The organism is Siminovitchia sp. FSL W7-1587, from assembly GCF_037963795.1.
GTDB lineage: Bacteria > Bacillota > Bacilli > Bacillales > Bacillaceae_C > Siminovitchia > Siminovitchia thermophila.
The window spans coordinates 3994608-4011627 of record NZ_CP150169.1 but is presented as its reverse complement, the minus strand read 5'-3'; the positions used below and the strand labels follow the sequence as shown (position 1 = coordinate 4011627).

Genomic DNA, 17020 nt, shown 5'->3' with positions numbered 1-17020 from the left:
GGACATAACATGTTTATACGATTGATTTTTGGGCTCATCCATTTATCGAATTGATTAGCTGAAAAAAGTATTCAGGCTTTTGAGTCTTATTGAGGTTATACCATGAATGCAGTGTATCTGGCGCAAATACATCTAAGGTTTTCAGCACTTCCATCGCAAATTCCAAAGGAGCTACTCCTGATGCGGTTACCAAATTCTCATCAGATACTGCGGGCCCTAGCTCATAATATTTTTCTCCTTTATAATGGGGACAAGTCATTTTCATATACTCCAAGTGATTACTTGTATGTTTTCTAGAATCTAGGTAACCAAAGTTTGCCAATCCCAGCGTTGCGCCACAAATTGCCGCAACAATAGTTCCTTTCTTTAAAGCTTCGCCAATCTTTTTTAAGATAGGGTCATGAATAGCTTCTTCCCATGTATTCCCTCCAGGCAAAACGATAAGATCTCTACTCTCAAGCGCACACTCATCAACAGACATATCCGGTTTTATTTTCAGTCCACCCATTGTCGTAATCATTTCTTTCGTCGTTCCTACTGTAATGACTTTTAAAGGCGCTACATCTTTTTTAAAATATCTGCCTGAATTTAGTTCGGCCATTAAATATCCATATTCCCAATCCGACATTGTATGAAATACATAAAGATACGCTTTTTTCGTTTGCATCCAACTACACTCCATTCACAATTGATATAACCTATTATAAAACACCTTCCCTGACAACTAGCGTCAGGGAAGGAAAAATACTTGAGCTCTCCCATCATGGCAGAGCTTCTGAACCCGCTTGTACAACATTTGTATATTCAGAAAATAAATAAATATAAACAGAGGTGATTTTCATATTTATGAAGAATCAGCCTTTTGTCATAATTGAGGAGGTCTAAAGTAAAAAATGGCAAGAAACCGTACCAGATCTTCAACTCCCTATTTTTAACCATTTTCCACCAAAAAACTGATTGGTAGCGATTTTTATATTCCTCATATTTTGATATGATTCACTTCAGGCGTTTAGCATCTTTTCACTCCCCCGCCATTAATTGAATAGACACCATAAGACGGTAGGTTATTTTCTGCTGGCAAGCTTTTTATATACACCCTTCTAAGACTTTGGTTCCACCACTCTCTACTTTTATTTTGCACTGAACAGCAACTGAAAGTAATACAGTGAAACTTCATTCAGTAGGGCTCCTACTGAATGTTAGTTGAACCAATCGGGCATTTAGGTGCCGTTTTCTCACACTTAGACCTTTTGTATTTACTCAAGATTTTGAAGTGGGAGGCTTACGGCACCTTACATGCGGGATAAAGTGCGTACGTAAAACAAATAGTATGTATAAGAATAGGTGCGTTTAGACGTATAGTGAAAAATTTTTTACATTAAAATGTAACGAAACAACACTTTCTTGGATATATAAAAGAGTAAACTCTTCCGACGTTTGCTACATATATGAAAGGAGGGAAACGGTGAACACAGCAGATGTCTATCAAAAATACGCCAGCTTTATATTTAAATACTTATTAACCTTGACGAATAATGAACAAGCTGCCGAGGAATTAACGCAGGAGACGTTTTATCAAGCCATTAAGTCTATTGATAACTTTCACGATAACGGAAAAGCAAAATTTTCTACATGGCTCTGTTCGATTGCTAAAAATGTTTGGCTGCAGGAACTACATCGTGAAAAGAAAAGACATCAATTGGCGGAATCATTAAGTGATGAAAAAAAGCTAGCTTATAATTTGGAAGAAGAATACTTTAGAAATGAAGATAAAATTCAATTTTTCAAACTAGCACATCAGCTTAGTGAGAAAAAGCGGGAAATACTTTATCTCAGGTTATTAGGAGATTTATCTTTTAAAGAAATCGGCTCTATTTTTGGAGAATCAGAAAATTGGGCGAGAGTGACATTCTATCGTGCAAAACAACAAATGAGAAAGGGTGATAAAGGCGATGAATCATAGTGTTTTCAGAGATCTAGTGCCAAACTATATTGAAAATTTAACGACTGAAGAGACAAATAGACAAATGGAAAAACATATGGAGCAATGTGAGGATTGTCGGGAGTATGTAAAAGAAATGCGGGAAGACTTATCCATAGAACGTAGAAATGAACAAAAAGAAGAGAACAGAAATATTGACTATTTGAAAAAAGTGCGCTTAAAGAACAGAAAAAAGATTATTACTATTACTGGGGCACTGCTATCTCTTTTTCTTGTTTTATCGATCAGTTATTATTTCCTCTTTGTTCATATGTGGATGGCAGATAAAAATGATGTGGAAACAACCATCCAACAGCAAGATTCTAAAGTGACACTAACCTTTCAATCAAAAAACGACAATCGTTATCTGTTGGCTGTTGGAAACCAAACAGCAAAACATGATTATACCGATTTTATTACCATTTATGAAAGTTGGAATGTTTTTTCAGATACAAAACTAAATCCATTTTCAGAATTAGCAAAGGCTCGTCAAAACGGAGATAAAATCTCATATGTTTTTTTAGATGAAAATACCTTACTATTGGACAATGGAGAAAAAAAGAAACTGACTGATGAGGATAAAATAACAATTGAATATAAAGACCATTCCGAAGTAATCCGATTAAAGGATCTGTATCGTGCAAAAAATAATAACTAAATTTGAGGAATAATTAACACGATACGATGGTGTTAAAAGACATTCCCATTGTGCTTGCACCGGGTGGTTATGGTCTACTGGAGGCAAAGGATTTCGTGGAATCAACATTATTGTGTATTATTTATGGGGCAATGGAGGGGGAACAAGTGGTCAGTTTTTTATTTCTGCCTGAATTTAGTTCGGCCATTAAATATCCGTATTCCCAATCCGACATTGTATAAAATACATAAAGATACGCTTTTTTCGGTTGCATCCCACTACACTCCATCACAATGAATATCACCTATTATAAAACACCTTCCCTGACAACTGGCGTCAGGGAAGGCACCATTTAGGCTGTTAAGCAATCCCATGATTGTATCAATTCCGTTATAAACGTTAGCATAAAAGTGAAACCGCTTTAGTAAAAGCATCTTATCATAGAGTCGGTGAACTGTATGATTTTTCAAAAAATATGATAGTAAGATACGTGTACATTGTACCTTAAAGTTTCCGCAAAGATCGTGTGGAATTTTATTTAATGAATAACATAAAGTCTTTGGCGAGGAAACTTGACTCATACTATCGCATCGTTTATGATTCAATTGATTTAATAATCAAAAAAATGTTTAGGAGGGCATTGCATTATGAAAAAGATGTGGATTGTTTTATTAGCTCTTTTGCTAATCCCCACTGGCAGTTCATATGGGGAGACGCCCCCTGTTAATGATGGAAAACTATTGGTGGAATTTTATGATGCAGATGGCACATTCATAGAATCTTATTCTGGTCAAGAAGCAGAAGAACTTCTGAAACCACCTATAGACCCGCCAATTTTGGAAGTACCTGAAGTCACTGATGATATCCCTCATGTACATATTTATAATGAAAATAATTTCATAATAGATTCAACGGATGAAAATGTTCTGAAAGCCCAAAGTAAGGCCGAGGCGGCAGTGAAAGCAGCTTCTTTACAAGCTTATAAGTATGATCCTGCCTCGTTTACACACAATATTTGGATTGCTGATGGAGCATATTTTCATCAACCCCAAAGTATAGAAATAAGACCTAAGAAGAAAATGAACTCTATAATAACGAGAGTATATCGTCAAGGCTCTGCAACTCCAGTGGGAAGCGTGAAAATCGCAAACTTTTCAAGTGTAGCAAATATCCCTCTTCATAAGTTTACAAAGTATAGTGGAAATTATAAGATTCAATTGCTAAATGAAGATCCCAATCAGCCAACGATCTATCTAGATACTGCGCATCTTTATTATAAATAAAATGATATGCTGCGGCTTCAACATGTCCGGTTTTTTGCACGATCTGTATCTTTTTTCTGATGGATGGTGAGTGAATATTGCTGATGAATCATCTTTTTTCGCTTACGCTAACCTTGACCTGAATGATCAGCCGTTCTTTGATTAAGTTTCTATATATATTTAAAAATGCATCATAGTATAGTTTGTCAACTAAAAACATTGAAACAGCTTCAACAGGAGCTATTTTTAACCATTCCCAATCAATTCATATAAGCTACAAATCAAATTCCCGTATGGTAACGGGCCATTCTAAATGATTATTTTTCAGACTCAACAGTAGAAATGAGATTGTCTATTTGTGGTTTGGAAGAGCCGACAAATTACATATATTAGATGTTGCATCCATATTCCCTTTATCCAAAAAACCCCTCAACGAATGAACAAAATGCTTATGGTTTCACATTGGGAAATTTGAGCGTTATGGTCAACCCCGAACCAAGCTCCGCTTTTGCCTCCAACTGAATAGCTTATAGGTTGTTGCTTGTGCAGTTTCTGTTGGAGACTGACGAATCGAGTCGGGCGAAACTTTTTCCCTTAACCTGTTTTAACGTCGCGACGATAAGAAAGCTAACAATCACCAATAGGAGCCAAGAACTCACCTTGCCCAGATGAACGAGATTCCACGCATCAGTTTGGTTTGGATATTTCCAAGCCCCAAAGAACGTTGCGATATTTTCGGCGATCCAAATAAAAAATCCGATGAGTACAAAAGAAAGGGTGAGCGGCATACGGTAACGGGTTCCACCAACCTCGTAGAGAACCCAGGATTGCCAAAAGACGATGATCACAAGTCCAGATAACCACCAACGAACGTCAATCCAATAATGGTGGGTAAAAAAATTCAAATAAATCGCGGCCGCAAGAGCCGCCACTGCCCAAAACGGCGGCCATTTCACCAGTTCAATCTTGAGCCTCCTCCATGCCTGGCAAAGATAGCTAGCCACACTTGCGTACATGAATCCGCTATACAAAGGTACTCCAAAAATTTTGAAATACCCTTCCTCCGGATAAGACCAGGAACCCATATGTACCTTGAAAATTTCAAGCGTCAGTCCAATAAGGTGGAACACGGTGATCACCTTTAGTTCATCCCGTGTTTCAAGCCCGGACTTCACCATCCACCACTGCATGAGAAGGCAGATGATGAGCAGCCAGTCATACCGAGGCAGGAAAGGAAGTGGTATAACTTTTGTAATAGCCAAAGAAGCAAAAATAACGACTGGAAACAAACACGCGAGGGCCTGCTCCCAACCAAAACGAACGAATTGTTTGAATGCTCTCATCCTTGGACCTCCCGAGTTTTTTCTTTTATCCATATTGGGTGCTTTCATCGCTTCGGAAATATGTTCCAGACAATTCGGACAGCTGTCCATTCTTGTGTATATGGCCAAAAGTCTCAAATGCCTAATACATACAATTCACTAAAAAACGTTATAGCCGTTATACACCCCTGTCAAACGAGGTATGGTAAAAAGCAAACTAGCGAATATGCTTTACTGTTTCATTCGCGATGCAAAGCACCCACCAAAGCAAGAAGCGGAATTCCGATAAGAAAAACAGAAAATCTTTTAAAAGCGAGTTGAACCGTTTTTCAGGCATCTCACTTATTTCGTATATCCTTGATTCTAACCGATTATTTATCGATTATCAATAAATAATTATCTTTTTTGGTTATATTTTTATTGATATCCAATCGTCCCTATAAAAAAACGTCGCACCTACATTTATAGGCACAACGTCTATGCTTCATGCTCCAATATCATCAAATTGTATAACCAATCCATTGTATTCTTACCATGGCAGTAACACTTGAGTTAGATATTAATGGCGTATGATCTTTTAAGTCCTTTAAGGTGAAAAGAGTATTCGATAAGATATACTGACGTAAACTATATAACTAGGAAAATAATTGTAGGGGCTTGATGCTCTATCCTGCTCTATTTGCGCTGAACCGGCGGAAATAATGAATGGGGATAAAGCGGCATAATAAAAAGCCCATATGGAGGAACATCAAACCAGTAATTGCCGTTTGTATGCTGTCATCATCACGATAACGATAGTTCGTTACAGAGTCTATAAAGGATGGTTTAAGCAATCCAATGTCGCTCTAATAACGTAGTGTTTTTACAGGAACATTACATATTTCGGAAATCTCCCTATGGAATACACATTATGATCCTTTCAACGAAAGTTTCATGATAAACTGTTCACCAATTGGTCCCATTTTTCTCTTACCTGTATCTACAAAACCTACTCTTGAATATAGGCGTTGAGCCGGAATATTTTTATGATTAACAGCTAAGACGATTTCATCACAATTAGGAAATTCAGCTTTAACAAAATCACGTAATAACAGCATACCTTGCTTGGCATAACCTTTTCCTTGTTTGGCATGATTAATTGATAATGAAGTTAGCAACATAGCTTTCGGATTATTTGAATACTCCTTTACACGTTCAGTTGAATGTAATAAAAAGAAACCTACAGGTTCATGATCACTGACAATCACAATCCGATGTTGTCCTTCCGCCACCTCTAACATATTGCTTGGCAAGGCCGTAAACTGTTCCTGTTCTTCAGGGAGTTTAAAAGAATGAAGCACTTCCAAATGTTCATCGGAAAACATTTTTAACGCAACATAATCCACTTTTTCCATAGCGTTACTGCTCCTTGGTTTTTATTTGTAATCTAACGAGAAATATCGTCATCATTACAGCAATTAGCAATCCTCCAAACACATAACCCCAGCTGAAAAATGAAACAGAATAAAGCGATCCTTCCTCAATCTTTCGCATAACATTTGCAATATACAAAGGATTCATATCATACATAAATGTGCTTATTAAATATATTAGAATTTTCTCTATGATACAAGGAACCAAAAAACCTAACGCATAAAAAGTTTTACTGTTTCCCTTACAGTAGACTGAATAGTACCATGCTCCAGCTGTATAGGGTAAGACTATCAATAAAACACCTAAAACATGTTTTAAATTCAAACCTATCAAGAACGGTACCGAGTATATCAGTACATAAGTCGATAGTATAATCAACCAGCCTAAACACAATTTAAGAAAAGCTATATATCTTTGTTTCAACTTTTACACCCCTCTTTTGTGGTGTTTTTACTGTTTCACATTTGGAAATTTGAGCGCTATGGTCAACCCCGAACCAAGCTCTGATTTTGCCTCCAACTGAATGGCTAAATCATAAGCCATCTTGCTCACTAAGAAGAGTCCCATACCTGTTGCTTGTCTTGTATAGGTACCTCTCCCTCCAGTAAAGCCCTTATCAAAAATAAATGGTAAATCTTCTTCAGAGACACCAGGCCCATTATCTCGTATAGATAAAATGGTTTGTTCACTCGCTCGATCATAACCCGTTTCAAACTCCAAAATGGGATCATTCTGATTCTGCGCAACGTATTTCGTACTGTTAAAGATGATTTGTTCTATGATGAAAGCTAATCCTTTGCGGTCGGATAAAATCTCCATCTCTTCACCTTTGAACTGTACTTGAAAACCGGATTCATCTAGTAGTGTTTGATGGTCTTCAACAGTCTGTTTGCAAAATGCGAGCACATGTATTGGTTCAAAAATATAATCTTTATGAGCAGCCCCAAGCCTTGCAAAATACAAAATTCGCTCTACGTCTCCATGCATTTGATCTCTAATATGAAGCATACGCTGTCTCACAAGGGGAGACATTTCGTCACTGCGATTATCTAATAGCAATGTCATCAATGAGAGCGGCTTTTTAATTTCGTGAACCCATCCTTCGATATAGTTTTCATAATCGGCGAGTTCAATGACTTGATCATTCAGTTCCGCCTGATATGACCTAATGGTACTTCCCATCCTGCGGATAAATGACCAATGAGTCTTAGGAGATACGCGGCATAATCTTTCTTCGTTCGCTTCATTCGGTTCTGACAAAAAATCTTGAAAGACAGCTTCGATGATTTTTTGCTTTCTTATCATCAGGAATACAGACAATAATATCATCGCCAGTGTAAAAATCATCATGAGTCCCACTAACACCTTAAAAGTTTCAGGGTAAGCCAGCCAAGCTAAATAACTAAAAAGGAGGCTTATAGCCATTAAGATAAGAAACCATTGTTTATGGGCATGAATACAATCATAGATTTGTTTTATCCATTTCATGGCTTCTCCTGCCCCCTCAGTCGATAACCTTTGCCCCTGATCGTCTCAATTTGATTCTCCAAGCCTAACTGCCGCAATGTTTTTCGTAAGCGAGTCAGATTTACTTGAAGGGCATTTTCGTCTATATATTGGTCTGTTCCCCATAAAATTTCACTCAGTGTTGATTTGGTTACAACCTCAGGTTTATTTTGCACTAAAGCCAATAAAATTTTTCCTTCATTCGCTGATAATAATAACGATTCGGATCCTTTATACAACGTAAACGTATTGGGATCTAATGAAAAACTGCCACCATCGATCAAGTCTGGTTGTCTTTCAAACCTTCTTAGCAAGTTCTGAATGCGCGCCAATAATCGGTCTCGATTACATGGCTTAGTGAGATAATCATCTGCACCTAAATGAAGACCATGTAATTCATCTTGCAACTTATCTCTGGAAGTAAGCATCAATATGGGACCAATCCCTTTGGATTTTAGACTTTTACATATTTCAAATCCAGATTGTCCCGGTAAATTGATGTCCAATAAGACTAAGTTTGGTGCCAAAGTGGCAATTTGCGCGACTACATCATGAAAGTCGGTAATTGCTACTGCTTCAAACCCTTCTTTTTGCAATATATCCATTAACTCTTCTCTCATCAATAAATCATCTTCAACAACAGCAATCGTCGCCACTTTGACACCTCCTTCTACATAAAAATGTAACCTTTCTTTAATCTATATTTGGCTTCCAGCGCAATTTATCGATCTCATGACCTGCTGAACGGGCAACGGCTACTCCATAAATCACAAAAATGAGGATGACGACACATGCAAAGGCAAAGGAAATCGGATAAAGTAACGCATTGTCTTCGATGCGAATCACCACAAATGAAATCATTGCCTTTATCCCAACAGCCGCACTCACACATGCCAGAGACATAGGTAACAGAAAAGCCAACAACACTTGTCTATGCATCGACTTTTTCATTTGATTCCGTTTTGCTCCCAACATGGAAAGTGTTACATAGCGCTGTCCAGTCTGCTTCATCTGTGTCAAAAATTGTAAAGCTAATACCGTACAAGCAATAATCAAGAATAAGAATCCCACATATAGTGTCGTATAACTACCCGCAACAACATAGAAGAGTTGACGTCCAAAGTTTTGCAAATAACTTTCAAACTGAAAGCCCGAAGATTGTAATAAGTCTCTGGCTTCCATCATGGGTTTCATTAAACCTTGCTCATCTTGCAGCTTTTGTGGGATGCGAAAATTCCAATAAGACACATAAGTTTCCGTATTTAAAAATTGTTCAAACATAGGGTCGGGGACGATAAATGCGGAATGAATTTCTACCGAACGGTCTGCGACTAACCCTCTCATCGGAGTGGATGGTCGTATAGATATTGCCTGATCATGAATGCTCATCAAACTTTGCCCTTCTTTTTCAGCCTTTTCAAGAATACGATCTAATACAGGCATGCGTTCTAAATTATCCATATGCAAAAGGTCTGGATTAAAGTATAGAGCAATTTCATCTGCATGCAGGTTCAGTGGTTTTTCTCCTATTGCCTTTAAAAGTCCATTATAAGATGATTCGGGAATGAGGTAAGGTGCTTTTGCATCAATCTCTAGGACCCCAAGCAAGTTAAGTGCATCGGGGTTTTCCGAACTAATCGTGTAACCTTGCATTTCTCCGGATAAAAGCTGCTCTTTATAGTCGCTTGGCAGAGCCATAATGAGCTGCTCTCTTAATTCAGACCAGTCTACCAACGATGAGGGCGAGTTGCCATCCCCTTGTTCATCCTTATATTTCATTTTCCCGATTTCTAATAGATTCAAGTCCTCTACATATGGTACCATTTTTTCTGAAGTAAGAAATTGCTCAACCTTTTGATGATCTCCATGAACCGTAAAATCATATAACGAGGAAGTCCTAGTAATAGCACTATCGAAACCGATAATCGTTGAAGCACCATTTGTGATCAAAATGATCGACAATGTGATGAGGATCGATGTTACAGCAACAGAAATGGATTTATTCGCTACATTTTCCTGGAACTGCCTTAAAGTAAATGTGCGCAGCCCTTTCGTAGATTTACCCTCGGACAAGCTTGCCATTAAGCCAAATAGTTTTCCAAATCCCCTCATAAAAAAGATCGTTCCCAAACATCCGAGAGCCAATGCCACAAACAAGAGCAGTCCTGCAAAATCCATAAAACGATATAAAACAATCCAGTAGGCAACACCTAGTAAGACAATACCCACTAAAATATGGAGTATGTTGCCTTTAAAATGTCCCCTATCTTGTTTCTTATCCATTTGCTCATAAAGTAATTGATGTACCTCTTGATTAAATAATCTTCCGCCAAGAATGACTAATGCGATGAGCTGGATGAATAAAAAACCAATGATCGTAAAGATTATCGCGCTTACCGACAAGCTTATTTGATGACCGATAATTCCCTGTCCGACTAGTTTAGAAACCGTCAAGCTGATGATTTCCGCTAAAAATCCGCCTATTAAAATCCCGCCAATGAGCGCCAAAATTGACGTCATAAGCCCCTCTGCTGCAAGTTGAAGAACTAGACGCTCTTTGCGCATTCCTAACATGAGATAAAGTCCAAACTCTTTGCTTCTCCGATTTAATTGGTACTGATTCGCAAATAAAATCAAGAAAAACAATAGGAATAAGGCAAATAGATACACAAGGGGCATGAGCGATAAGAGTTTATCGATCGCATCACTTTCAAATTCTTTCAAGAATAGGATCACATCTTGTCTTCCAAGTGAAAGAATGATATAAAACGAGGCCACTGCTGTGACTAGTGTTGCAAAGTAGATTAAATTTTCCTTCCGACTTCGATTCGCATTACGATAAATCAGCCTATAGAACATTTGCGCTTCCTCCCCCAAGCTGAGCTAATACCTTTAAAATTCTGTCATAAAATTTCTCGCGAGACTCATCTTGTTTGCGACGCAGTTCATGAAAGATGACACCATCTTGAATAAAAAGAATTCTGGAGCAAAAGCTTGCAGCATTCGGGTCATGGCTGACCATTAAAATTGTTTTTCCACTACTTCTATTAATTCCTTCCAGCTTATTCATTAAGATTTTTGCAGAGCGTGTGTCCAATGCTCCTGTCGGTTCATCTGCAAGAACGATATCTGGATCAGAAATCAAACTGCGGGCAGCAGCCACCCTTTGCTTTTGTCCTCCAGACATCTGAGATGGAAATTTATGAAGGATATCGGTAATTTCAAAAAAACTGGCCAGCTCATCTAACTTGGCACGTGCTTTCGCAAAATCCACCCCATGAATAGACAGCGGCAATAGGATATTTTCTTGTCCCGTTAAATTATCTAGCAGCGCAAAGTCTTGAAACAAGTACCCAATTCGACTACCCCGATATTCTGCTAAATCTTTACTGTCAAAAGCACTGATGTTTTTCCCATTTAAAAGTACCCGCCCGGCAGTTGGCTTGATGATCGTGGCAATGCAGTTTAATAACGTCGTTTTACCAGACCCGCTTGGTCCCATGATTCCTAAAAATTCTCCTGGGAGAATATCAAAACTGACACCGTTTAAAGCTTTTGTTATATTGTCTTTCTTTCCGAAGTTTTTTTGTAAGTCTTGAACCTCTAGTAATTTTCCTTCTCTGGCCATGCATAACTCCCCTTTTTTATGATCATTTTTGAAATCGAATTGAGTTATACACATTATAACCAGCATAAAAGTCGAGGAACACTTACAGATGATGTAAGGAAACGTAACTGATGTTAATCACTATATATAGTGTCCCGCGATCGTTCAGTTATCCCGCATTAACTGGCAGTAAGCCCCTTTGCTTAGAAATCTAAAATGTAAGTAGAAAGTGCTGGGTCAACTGCCAGTAAATGCCCGATTAATTCAACTAACATTCAGTAGGAGATGGAAGAAAACTCCTACTAAATGAAGTTTCACTATATCCCGCATGTAAGGTGCCGGAAGACGCCCACTTCAAAATCTTGAATGAATACAAAAGGTCTAAGTGGAAGAAAATGACACCTAAATGCCCGATTGGTTCAACTAACATTCAGTAGGAGATGGAAGAAAACTCCTACTGAATGAAGTTTCACTATATGGAGTAAGCATGACCTCCAATAAAGGACATGTGCCATTAAACAAGTTTGCCTAATAAAGCTCCTGCCCATGCCTGAACAAATCACATATGCAATAAAGCAAGATGTTTTTTAGTTGCTGTCGCCATTATGATTAAACATTTAGAAAAGATTATATCTAAGTATCGCCAGCTCGACTTTATCCGTTGACGACATCTTAAAATAACAGGATGTTAGTTCTTCTTCCGCTCGGTTCGTTTTTTTTAAAATGACCCTTTTCTACAATAACCTCTTCATTTGAATTTTTGATAACAATATCAAAACTTCGATGAAAAGGATGCATAAACAAATCATATTGAATTCTACGCTCTTCATGAGATTGCCTTACATAATGGATGTCTATTCCTCTCTCCGAAACATCCCGTTCACTTCTTCTCATTAACTCCGTTTCTCCATCCGTATATAAGTAAATGGTTAAATCGTACAAATCAGGATTGGTAAATGCAACACTCATTCCTTCAACAATGGTTATTTTGTTTTGTGAAGAGAGTAAACTGCTCTTTATATAATGTGTCCCAATTGTATAGAGGTCTAAGCCATCCCTGATCATGTTTATGTCTCTCTCTAAAGCTGATACATGATGAGCTGCAGGGTGACAGGCGGTCATTTTATAATGATGATTCTTATTTTTGTATTCATAATCTATTACAGCATATTTCCTAAGATGAGAGCCAATTATATATGGATCAGTATTCAGCTCATTAACACCTTGTTGTTCCAAAAGTTTTGCAAGACTAGTTGCAAACGTTGTCTTTCCCGAAGCACCATGGCCCGAAATCCCAATGATTAATCTTTTATCTGTTTTATTTATAAAGTTAGCTATCCCTTGTAATATCTTGTCCATCATTCTCCCCTTTTTCGGTTTATGATTGATTTTCATTAAGTATATTCCAATTCCTTCTACAAAACATGCGATATTACCGCTTTAATTGTCTTCTAGTAGTAGCAAAGCAACTTCGGGGGGCCTTTCAATATACCAACCAAAAAGAAGCATGCTAAAATACAGCACGCTTCTCCTATAGATATGTTATTTATATTCTGAAGCTATGATTTTTCTTTCTTACTAAACATTACATAAGCAATAACTCCAAATAAATAACCTATACCTGCACCTATCACAATTGTTAACAATAGAAAGTCGAGGAAAAATATGCCGAAAACGACACCAATGGCACAACCAAAAATCATTCCCAATGGTATTAAACTATCTATTAAAACTTTAGTGTCTTTTGATTTTTTCATACCGAATGTTCCCTTCTATGTTACTGATAAAGCAACATCATTGGCATTGCTAATCTTTTTCATGGCTAGCCTTAACCGATCATGTATTTGAACATTGGCTTTTAGGTGACACGGGATTTAGATTTAGGCATACTCATTTACGAATTTGCTCCCTGTCGTTGATCATGTTTCTTGTGCGTTTCCTTCAAACCTCACCCGATCAATTCCAGGACTTGCCTTAGTTCACTTTATTTTTGAGAAAAAAACAATCCTTTTTGTTAAAGGGTTGTTGTGATCAAAATTTATTTTAATCATAACATTTTAAAGACGCAAATGCGCATCAGGTGAAAACTTTATTCAGTAAGAGTTTTCTTCCATCTCCTACTGAATGTTAGTTGACCGAATCGGGCATTTAGGTGCCGTTTCTCCCACTTAGACCTTTTGTATCAACTCAAGGCTCTTGAAGAAGGAGTCTTACGGCACCTTATATGCGGTATAAAATCGTTCAAAAAACAGAACAGTTTAAAAAATTTATTTTTCTCCCAAGAAATAAATAATTCATCAAGTTGCTTCATTCTTCTTCATCACTTTTCAACTACACTTTCATTCTCCAAAAACTGGGTCCATAATCTGTATTCTCAACCAAAACATTTAAATCAGAGGCAGGTAAAGCTTCTCCAACTGTTAACTGATGCATGTTATTTTGTATAGGAGAGCCAAAGGAGAATTCCAGTTGTTTGGCATTCAAATCAAACAATATAGAATGCACGGTTCCAAAATGTTGTTGATAATTATGCACAGTTAACCCCTCAGGATACTCTTGTAATAGGAAACTTCGCAGATGATTTTTCGAGATAAGATCATTGCTTTTTAAACTATTTTCCATAAAATCATAACGTACTTTGGACTGTTCCAACATGCTATTTTCTATTCTCGAAATATGAGGGAATAGGGCATGGTTAGTGGCAATCATGTATTCTGATTTGTTGGTGCTCTTTTCTACAGCTCTTTTTCCATCATAAGTTTCGATTAAAGCTGCATGACCATCAGCATCTGCTAAAAGCAAATTCATATTTGTTCCAATAGGCATATCCTCTATATAAGAAATTCCTTCCTCAACGTCTTTACAATTTTCAAGTAACGCCCTGACGATCACCATAAACTGTAACCCTTTTATAGTCGGCTTTTTCATTCCCGGGTGTTTTCCAACTGGCATACCGCAAGCAGCAAAAGCTACACAAAACCCTTTTTCATTTAAGCCTTCGCTTCGACCGAAATATGAAACGGAAAATCCAGTATGACTGTATTTCCCCTTTACTTTTGTTGTGCAGAGTCTCATATCAGAGATGGCTGGGGACAGGTCGTAGTTTCTTAGGACATACGTTTTATGATCATTTGTCTTAATCGGTAAAACAGCACCCAAACTACATCCACCTAGTTGTAGCAACGCTTCATCGAAGAAGTTAAGATCACTTGGCTTTACATTAAGCTCATCTGCAAACCCTTGTAATTCTTCGTTTAAACCTGGACAATACTGGTTCATGAGCTTTTCCCGGATTAACCCCCGTATTTTGGACATGGTTACTCTTAATCTATCTTTTTCTTAAAATAGCTCTCTATTTCTTGATTTTGGATTCTGTGCTTCTTGTCCGCCACCATTGACCTTGCTTTTGTCCGTGTAGCGGTATCCATGCAGGTTAGCGAAAATAAAAGCCTAGAGGCTCGCCTGCAACAGATGGTAACACGGACAAGTCGATTCTAAGTATTCGTTGGCGGGGCCCCGACCCCTTCCACCGCCTACTAAGAATCGGGCGCTGCGGTAAATGGCAAGCAGCTGCGCTGTGGCTCCTTTCGTAGCCTGACTAGGATTCCTATCGGCCCTGACTCCCTCAAATCGATCACACGCGAACCTCTTTGATTTCCAATTTATGATGCTTATTTTGTTCGTAAAACTCCTGAGGTGATAGGTCCAAAATACTTGAATGCATCCGTCTTTCGTTGTAGAAGACCATAAAATCCGTGACAGCTTCATAGGCTTGCGCATAGGTTTCAAACTGCCACCTTGAGAGGCAATCATCTTCAAAAATTCGATGAAAAGATTCAATATGGGCATTCATATTCGGCGTTCTTGGCGGAATTCTTTCATGTTCCATATGGTATTTTTCGCAAAATTCCTCAAAAGTATGGGAAACAAACTGTGGCCCATTGTCTGTTCGGATCACTGGTTTGATCGCTGCGTTGAATTGTTGGCGTCTTAACAATGCTTGTTGAAGTGCCTGGACGGCATCTTTAGCTGTACAGCTTAATCCGTTATGATAGGCGACAATTCCACGGTCATATACATCGATAATGGACATGACGAAGAAAAACCGGTCTTCCCCTTCGATGTAGCCGTATTTGATATCCGCTTCCCATAGTTGGTTTGAGTCTGTTATCGTACGGTTTCGTGCCAGTTTCCTAGGGTGTTGGGTCTTCTTTTTGCGTTGTGGACGCAGGATACCCAGCTCTTTGCACAACCGGTAGACTTTCTTCTTGTTGATGACAAGGCTATATTCGCGGCGAAGCCTCTTAGTCAGTTTGCGGTAGCCATAGTTGAAGCCATCGCCTGCAATTTCCTCCAGAAGGAATTCTTTGATTTGTTCGTCTGATACTTTTCGTCCGTCTTCTGTGAAGGAATAACCTGGTGCTGGACGTCCCTCACTCACTTTTTTCTCTTCCACACGGTAGTTCTTTTGGTAATAATAGGTGGAACGAGCGATCCCTATGACCTTTAGCACCTTAGAAATAGAATAGCCTTTTTGAATCCAGTGGTCGGCTACTTCAATTTTTTCAGCAAGTGAGGGTTTTTCTTTTTTATAATGTCGCGTAAAATCGCGATTTCAAGGTCTTTTTCACCAAGCAATGTTTTAAGCTTTTCATTTTCCTTGGATACTTCTTTCGGGTCAAAATCTGGTAAAACAGCGACATCAACATCACCATATTTTCCGTCTTTATATTCCCGCACCCAACGGCATACCATGTTGGAATTCAGTTCATAACGGCGGGCAACAAGGCTGTTATTGCCTGTCTCCTGGGCCTCTTTGATGACTTGTAATTTAAACTCCTTGGAGTGTTTGTTTCGTGTCATGTTGTTAGCCTCCTTGGTACATTAAGCAGTATATTATTTTTTACCCTTATTGTCCAAGTTCATTTAGGGGCTAATTAGTTCCATATCCTTACATTTTGCCTCGTCTATTGGTTTGACTGATAAAACTGTATTCTTTGCTACAGGATTCTTTTTTATTTCTTCTCCTTGCCTTCTACCAATTTCATAACTAGTGCCTTCAAGATACGAAAAAGAAGCTTGAATGGTTTCTTTCATAATTTATCTCTCCTCAGTCAAAATGATGGATGCATATCGTGGAAATACATACTAGCTATTTCAAATACGCATATTCTTAAAAGAAATGAACTAACTTCTTCCCATAAAGAATGACAAGCATCAGCAAATCCGTGAAGGTTCGTTCGAGCAATGCATTGAATTTGGCACGGATCGATAAAGGGTTCCCTCGTAAGT

General features: G+C 38.1%; 15 protein-coding genes and 1 pseudogene. 3 read left to right on the top strand and 13 right to left on the bottom strand.

All coding sequences use genetic code 11. From position 1 onward, the window contains the following. Nucleotides 1–34: 34 nt before the first annotated feature. Entirely contained in the window at nt 35–667 is a 633-nt protein-coding gene (locus NST31_RS18850; protein WP_339162610.1) for a type 1 glutamine amidotransferase family protein, read from the bottom strand. 798 nt (nt 668–1465) lie between these two features. Here NST31_RS18850 and NST31_RS18845 point away from each other — a divergent pair. Together NST31_RS18845 and NST31_RS18840 are read left to right on the top strand one after the other, a co-directional pair. Beyond that, nucleotides 1466–1963 carry a sigma-70 family RNA polymerase sigma factor gene (locus NST31_RS18845; RefSeq protein ID WP_339162608.1) on the top strand — a complete coding sequence of 166 codons (498 nt, stop codon included), beginning with the start codon at nt 1466–1468 and terminating at the stop codon, nt 1961–1963. Beyond that, the gene (locus NST31_RS18840; RefSeq protein WP_339162606.1) at nt 1953–2639 is read left to right on the top strand and encodes a zf-HC2 domain-containing protein; all 687 of its coding nucleotides are present in this window, start codon (nt 1953–1955) and stop codon (nt 2637–2639) included. Before NST31_RS18845 ends, NST31_RS18840 begins: the two co-directional genes overlap by 11 nt. A 163-nt stretch (nt 2640–2802) precedes the next feature. Here the strand turns inward: NST31_RS18840 and NST31_RS18835 are convergent. Beyond that, nucleotides 2803–2892 (bottom strand): annotated as a pseudogene (locus tag NST31_RS18835) (glutamine amidotransferase); the annotation flags it as partial. Between the two features lie 373 nt (nt 2893–3265). Between NST31_RS18835 and NST31_RS18830 the strand changes: the two are divergent. Next, nucleotides 3266–3901 carry a hypothetical protein gene (locus tag NST31_RS18830; RefSeq protein WP_339162604.1) on the top strand — a complete coding sequence of 212 codons (636 nt, stop codon included), beginning with the start codon at nt 3266–3268 and terminating at the stop codon, nt 3899–3901. Between the two features lie 506 nt (nt 3902–4407). Here the strand turns inward: NST31_RS18830 and NST31_RS18825 are convergent. The 11 genes from NST31_RS18825 to NST31_RS18775 form a co-directional block, all read right to left on the bottom strand. Then, nucleotides 4408–5223 (bottom strand): DUF817 domain-containing protein, encoded by an 816-nt coding sequence (locus tag NST31_RS18825; protein ID WP_205178169.1) that lies wholly within the window; start codon nt 5221–5223, stop codon nt 4408–4410. A gap of 887 nt (nt 5224–6110) precedes the next feature. Further along, nucleotides 6111–6596 carry a GNAT family N-acetyltransferase gene (locus NST31_RS18820; RefSeq protein WP_077114319.1) on the bottom strand — a complete coding sequence of 162 codons (486 nt, stop codon included), beginning with the start codon at nt 6594–6596 and terminating at the stop codon, nt 6111–6113. Nucleotides 6597–7065: 469 nt separating this feature from the next. Then, entirely contained in the window at nt 7066–8103 is a 1038-nt protein-coding gene (locus tag NST31_RS18815; protein ID WP_077114323.1) for a sensor histidine kinase, read from the bottom strand. Further along, nucleotides 8100–8777 (bottom strand): response regulator transcription factor, encoded by a 678-nt coding sequence (locus NST31_RS18810; RefSeq protein ID WP_339162601.1) that lies wholly within the window; start codon nt 8775–8777, stop codon nt 8100–8102. Before NST31_RS18810 ends, NST31_RS18815 begins: the two co-directional genes overlap by 4 nt. 37 nt (nt 8778–8814) lie before the next feature. Continuing rightward, nucleotides 8815–10980, bottom strand: coding sequence for an ABC transporter permease (locus tag NST31_RS18805; RefSeq protein ID WP_339162599.1), 2166 nt, complete (start codon nt 10978–10980; stop codon nt 8815–8817). Then, complete coding sequence (locus tag NST31_RS18800; RefSeq protein WP_077114329.1) at nt 10970–11749, bottom strand: ABC transporter ATP-binding protein; 780 nt, start codon at nt 11747–11749, stop codon at nt 10970–10972. Before NST31_RS18800 ends, NST31_RS18805 begins: the two co-directional genes overlap by 11 nt. Before the next feature lie 651 nt (nt 11750–12400). Next, nucleotides 12401–13087, bottom strand: coding sequence for a phosphoribulokinase (locus tag NST31_RS18795; protein WP_339165619.1), 687 nt, complete (start codon nt 13085–13087; stop codon nt 12401–12403). 200 nt (nt 13088–13287) lie between these two features. Then, nucleotides 13288–13485, bottom strand: coding sequence for a hypothetical protein (locus tag NST31_RS18790; RefSeq protein ID WP_077114330.1), 198 nt, complete (start codon nt 13483–13485; stop codon nt 13288–13290). 574 nt (nt 13486–14059) lie between these two features. Next, nucleotides 14060–15043 carry a C45 family peptidase gene (locus tag NST31_RS18785; RefSeq protein ID WP_339162597.1) on the bottom strand — a complete coding sequence of 328 codons (984 nt, stop codon included), beginning with the start codon at nt 15041–15043 and terminating at the stop codon, nt 14060–14062. Between the two features lie 319 nt (nt 15044–15362). Then, nucleotides 15363–16591 (bottom strand): IS3 family transposase gene (locus NST31_RS18780; RefSeq protein ID WP_212951973.1). Its coding sequence is split into 2 segments (ribosomal slippage): nt 15363–16303 and nt 16303–16591, totalling 1230 coding nucleotides; the frame shifts between segments, so codons are not numbered across the junction. A gap of 63 nt (nt 16592–16654) precedes the next feature. Continuing rightward, complete coding sequence (locus NST31_RS18775; RefSeq protein ID WP_339162595.1) at nt 16655–16825, bottom strand: hypothetical protein; 171 nt, start codon at nt 16823–16825, stop codon at nt 16655–16657. Nucleotides 16826–17020: the final 195 nt, after the last annotated feature.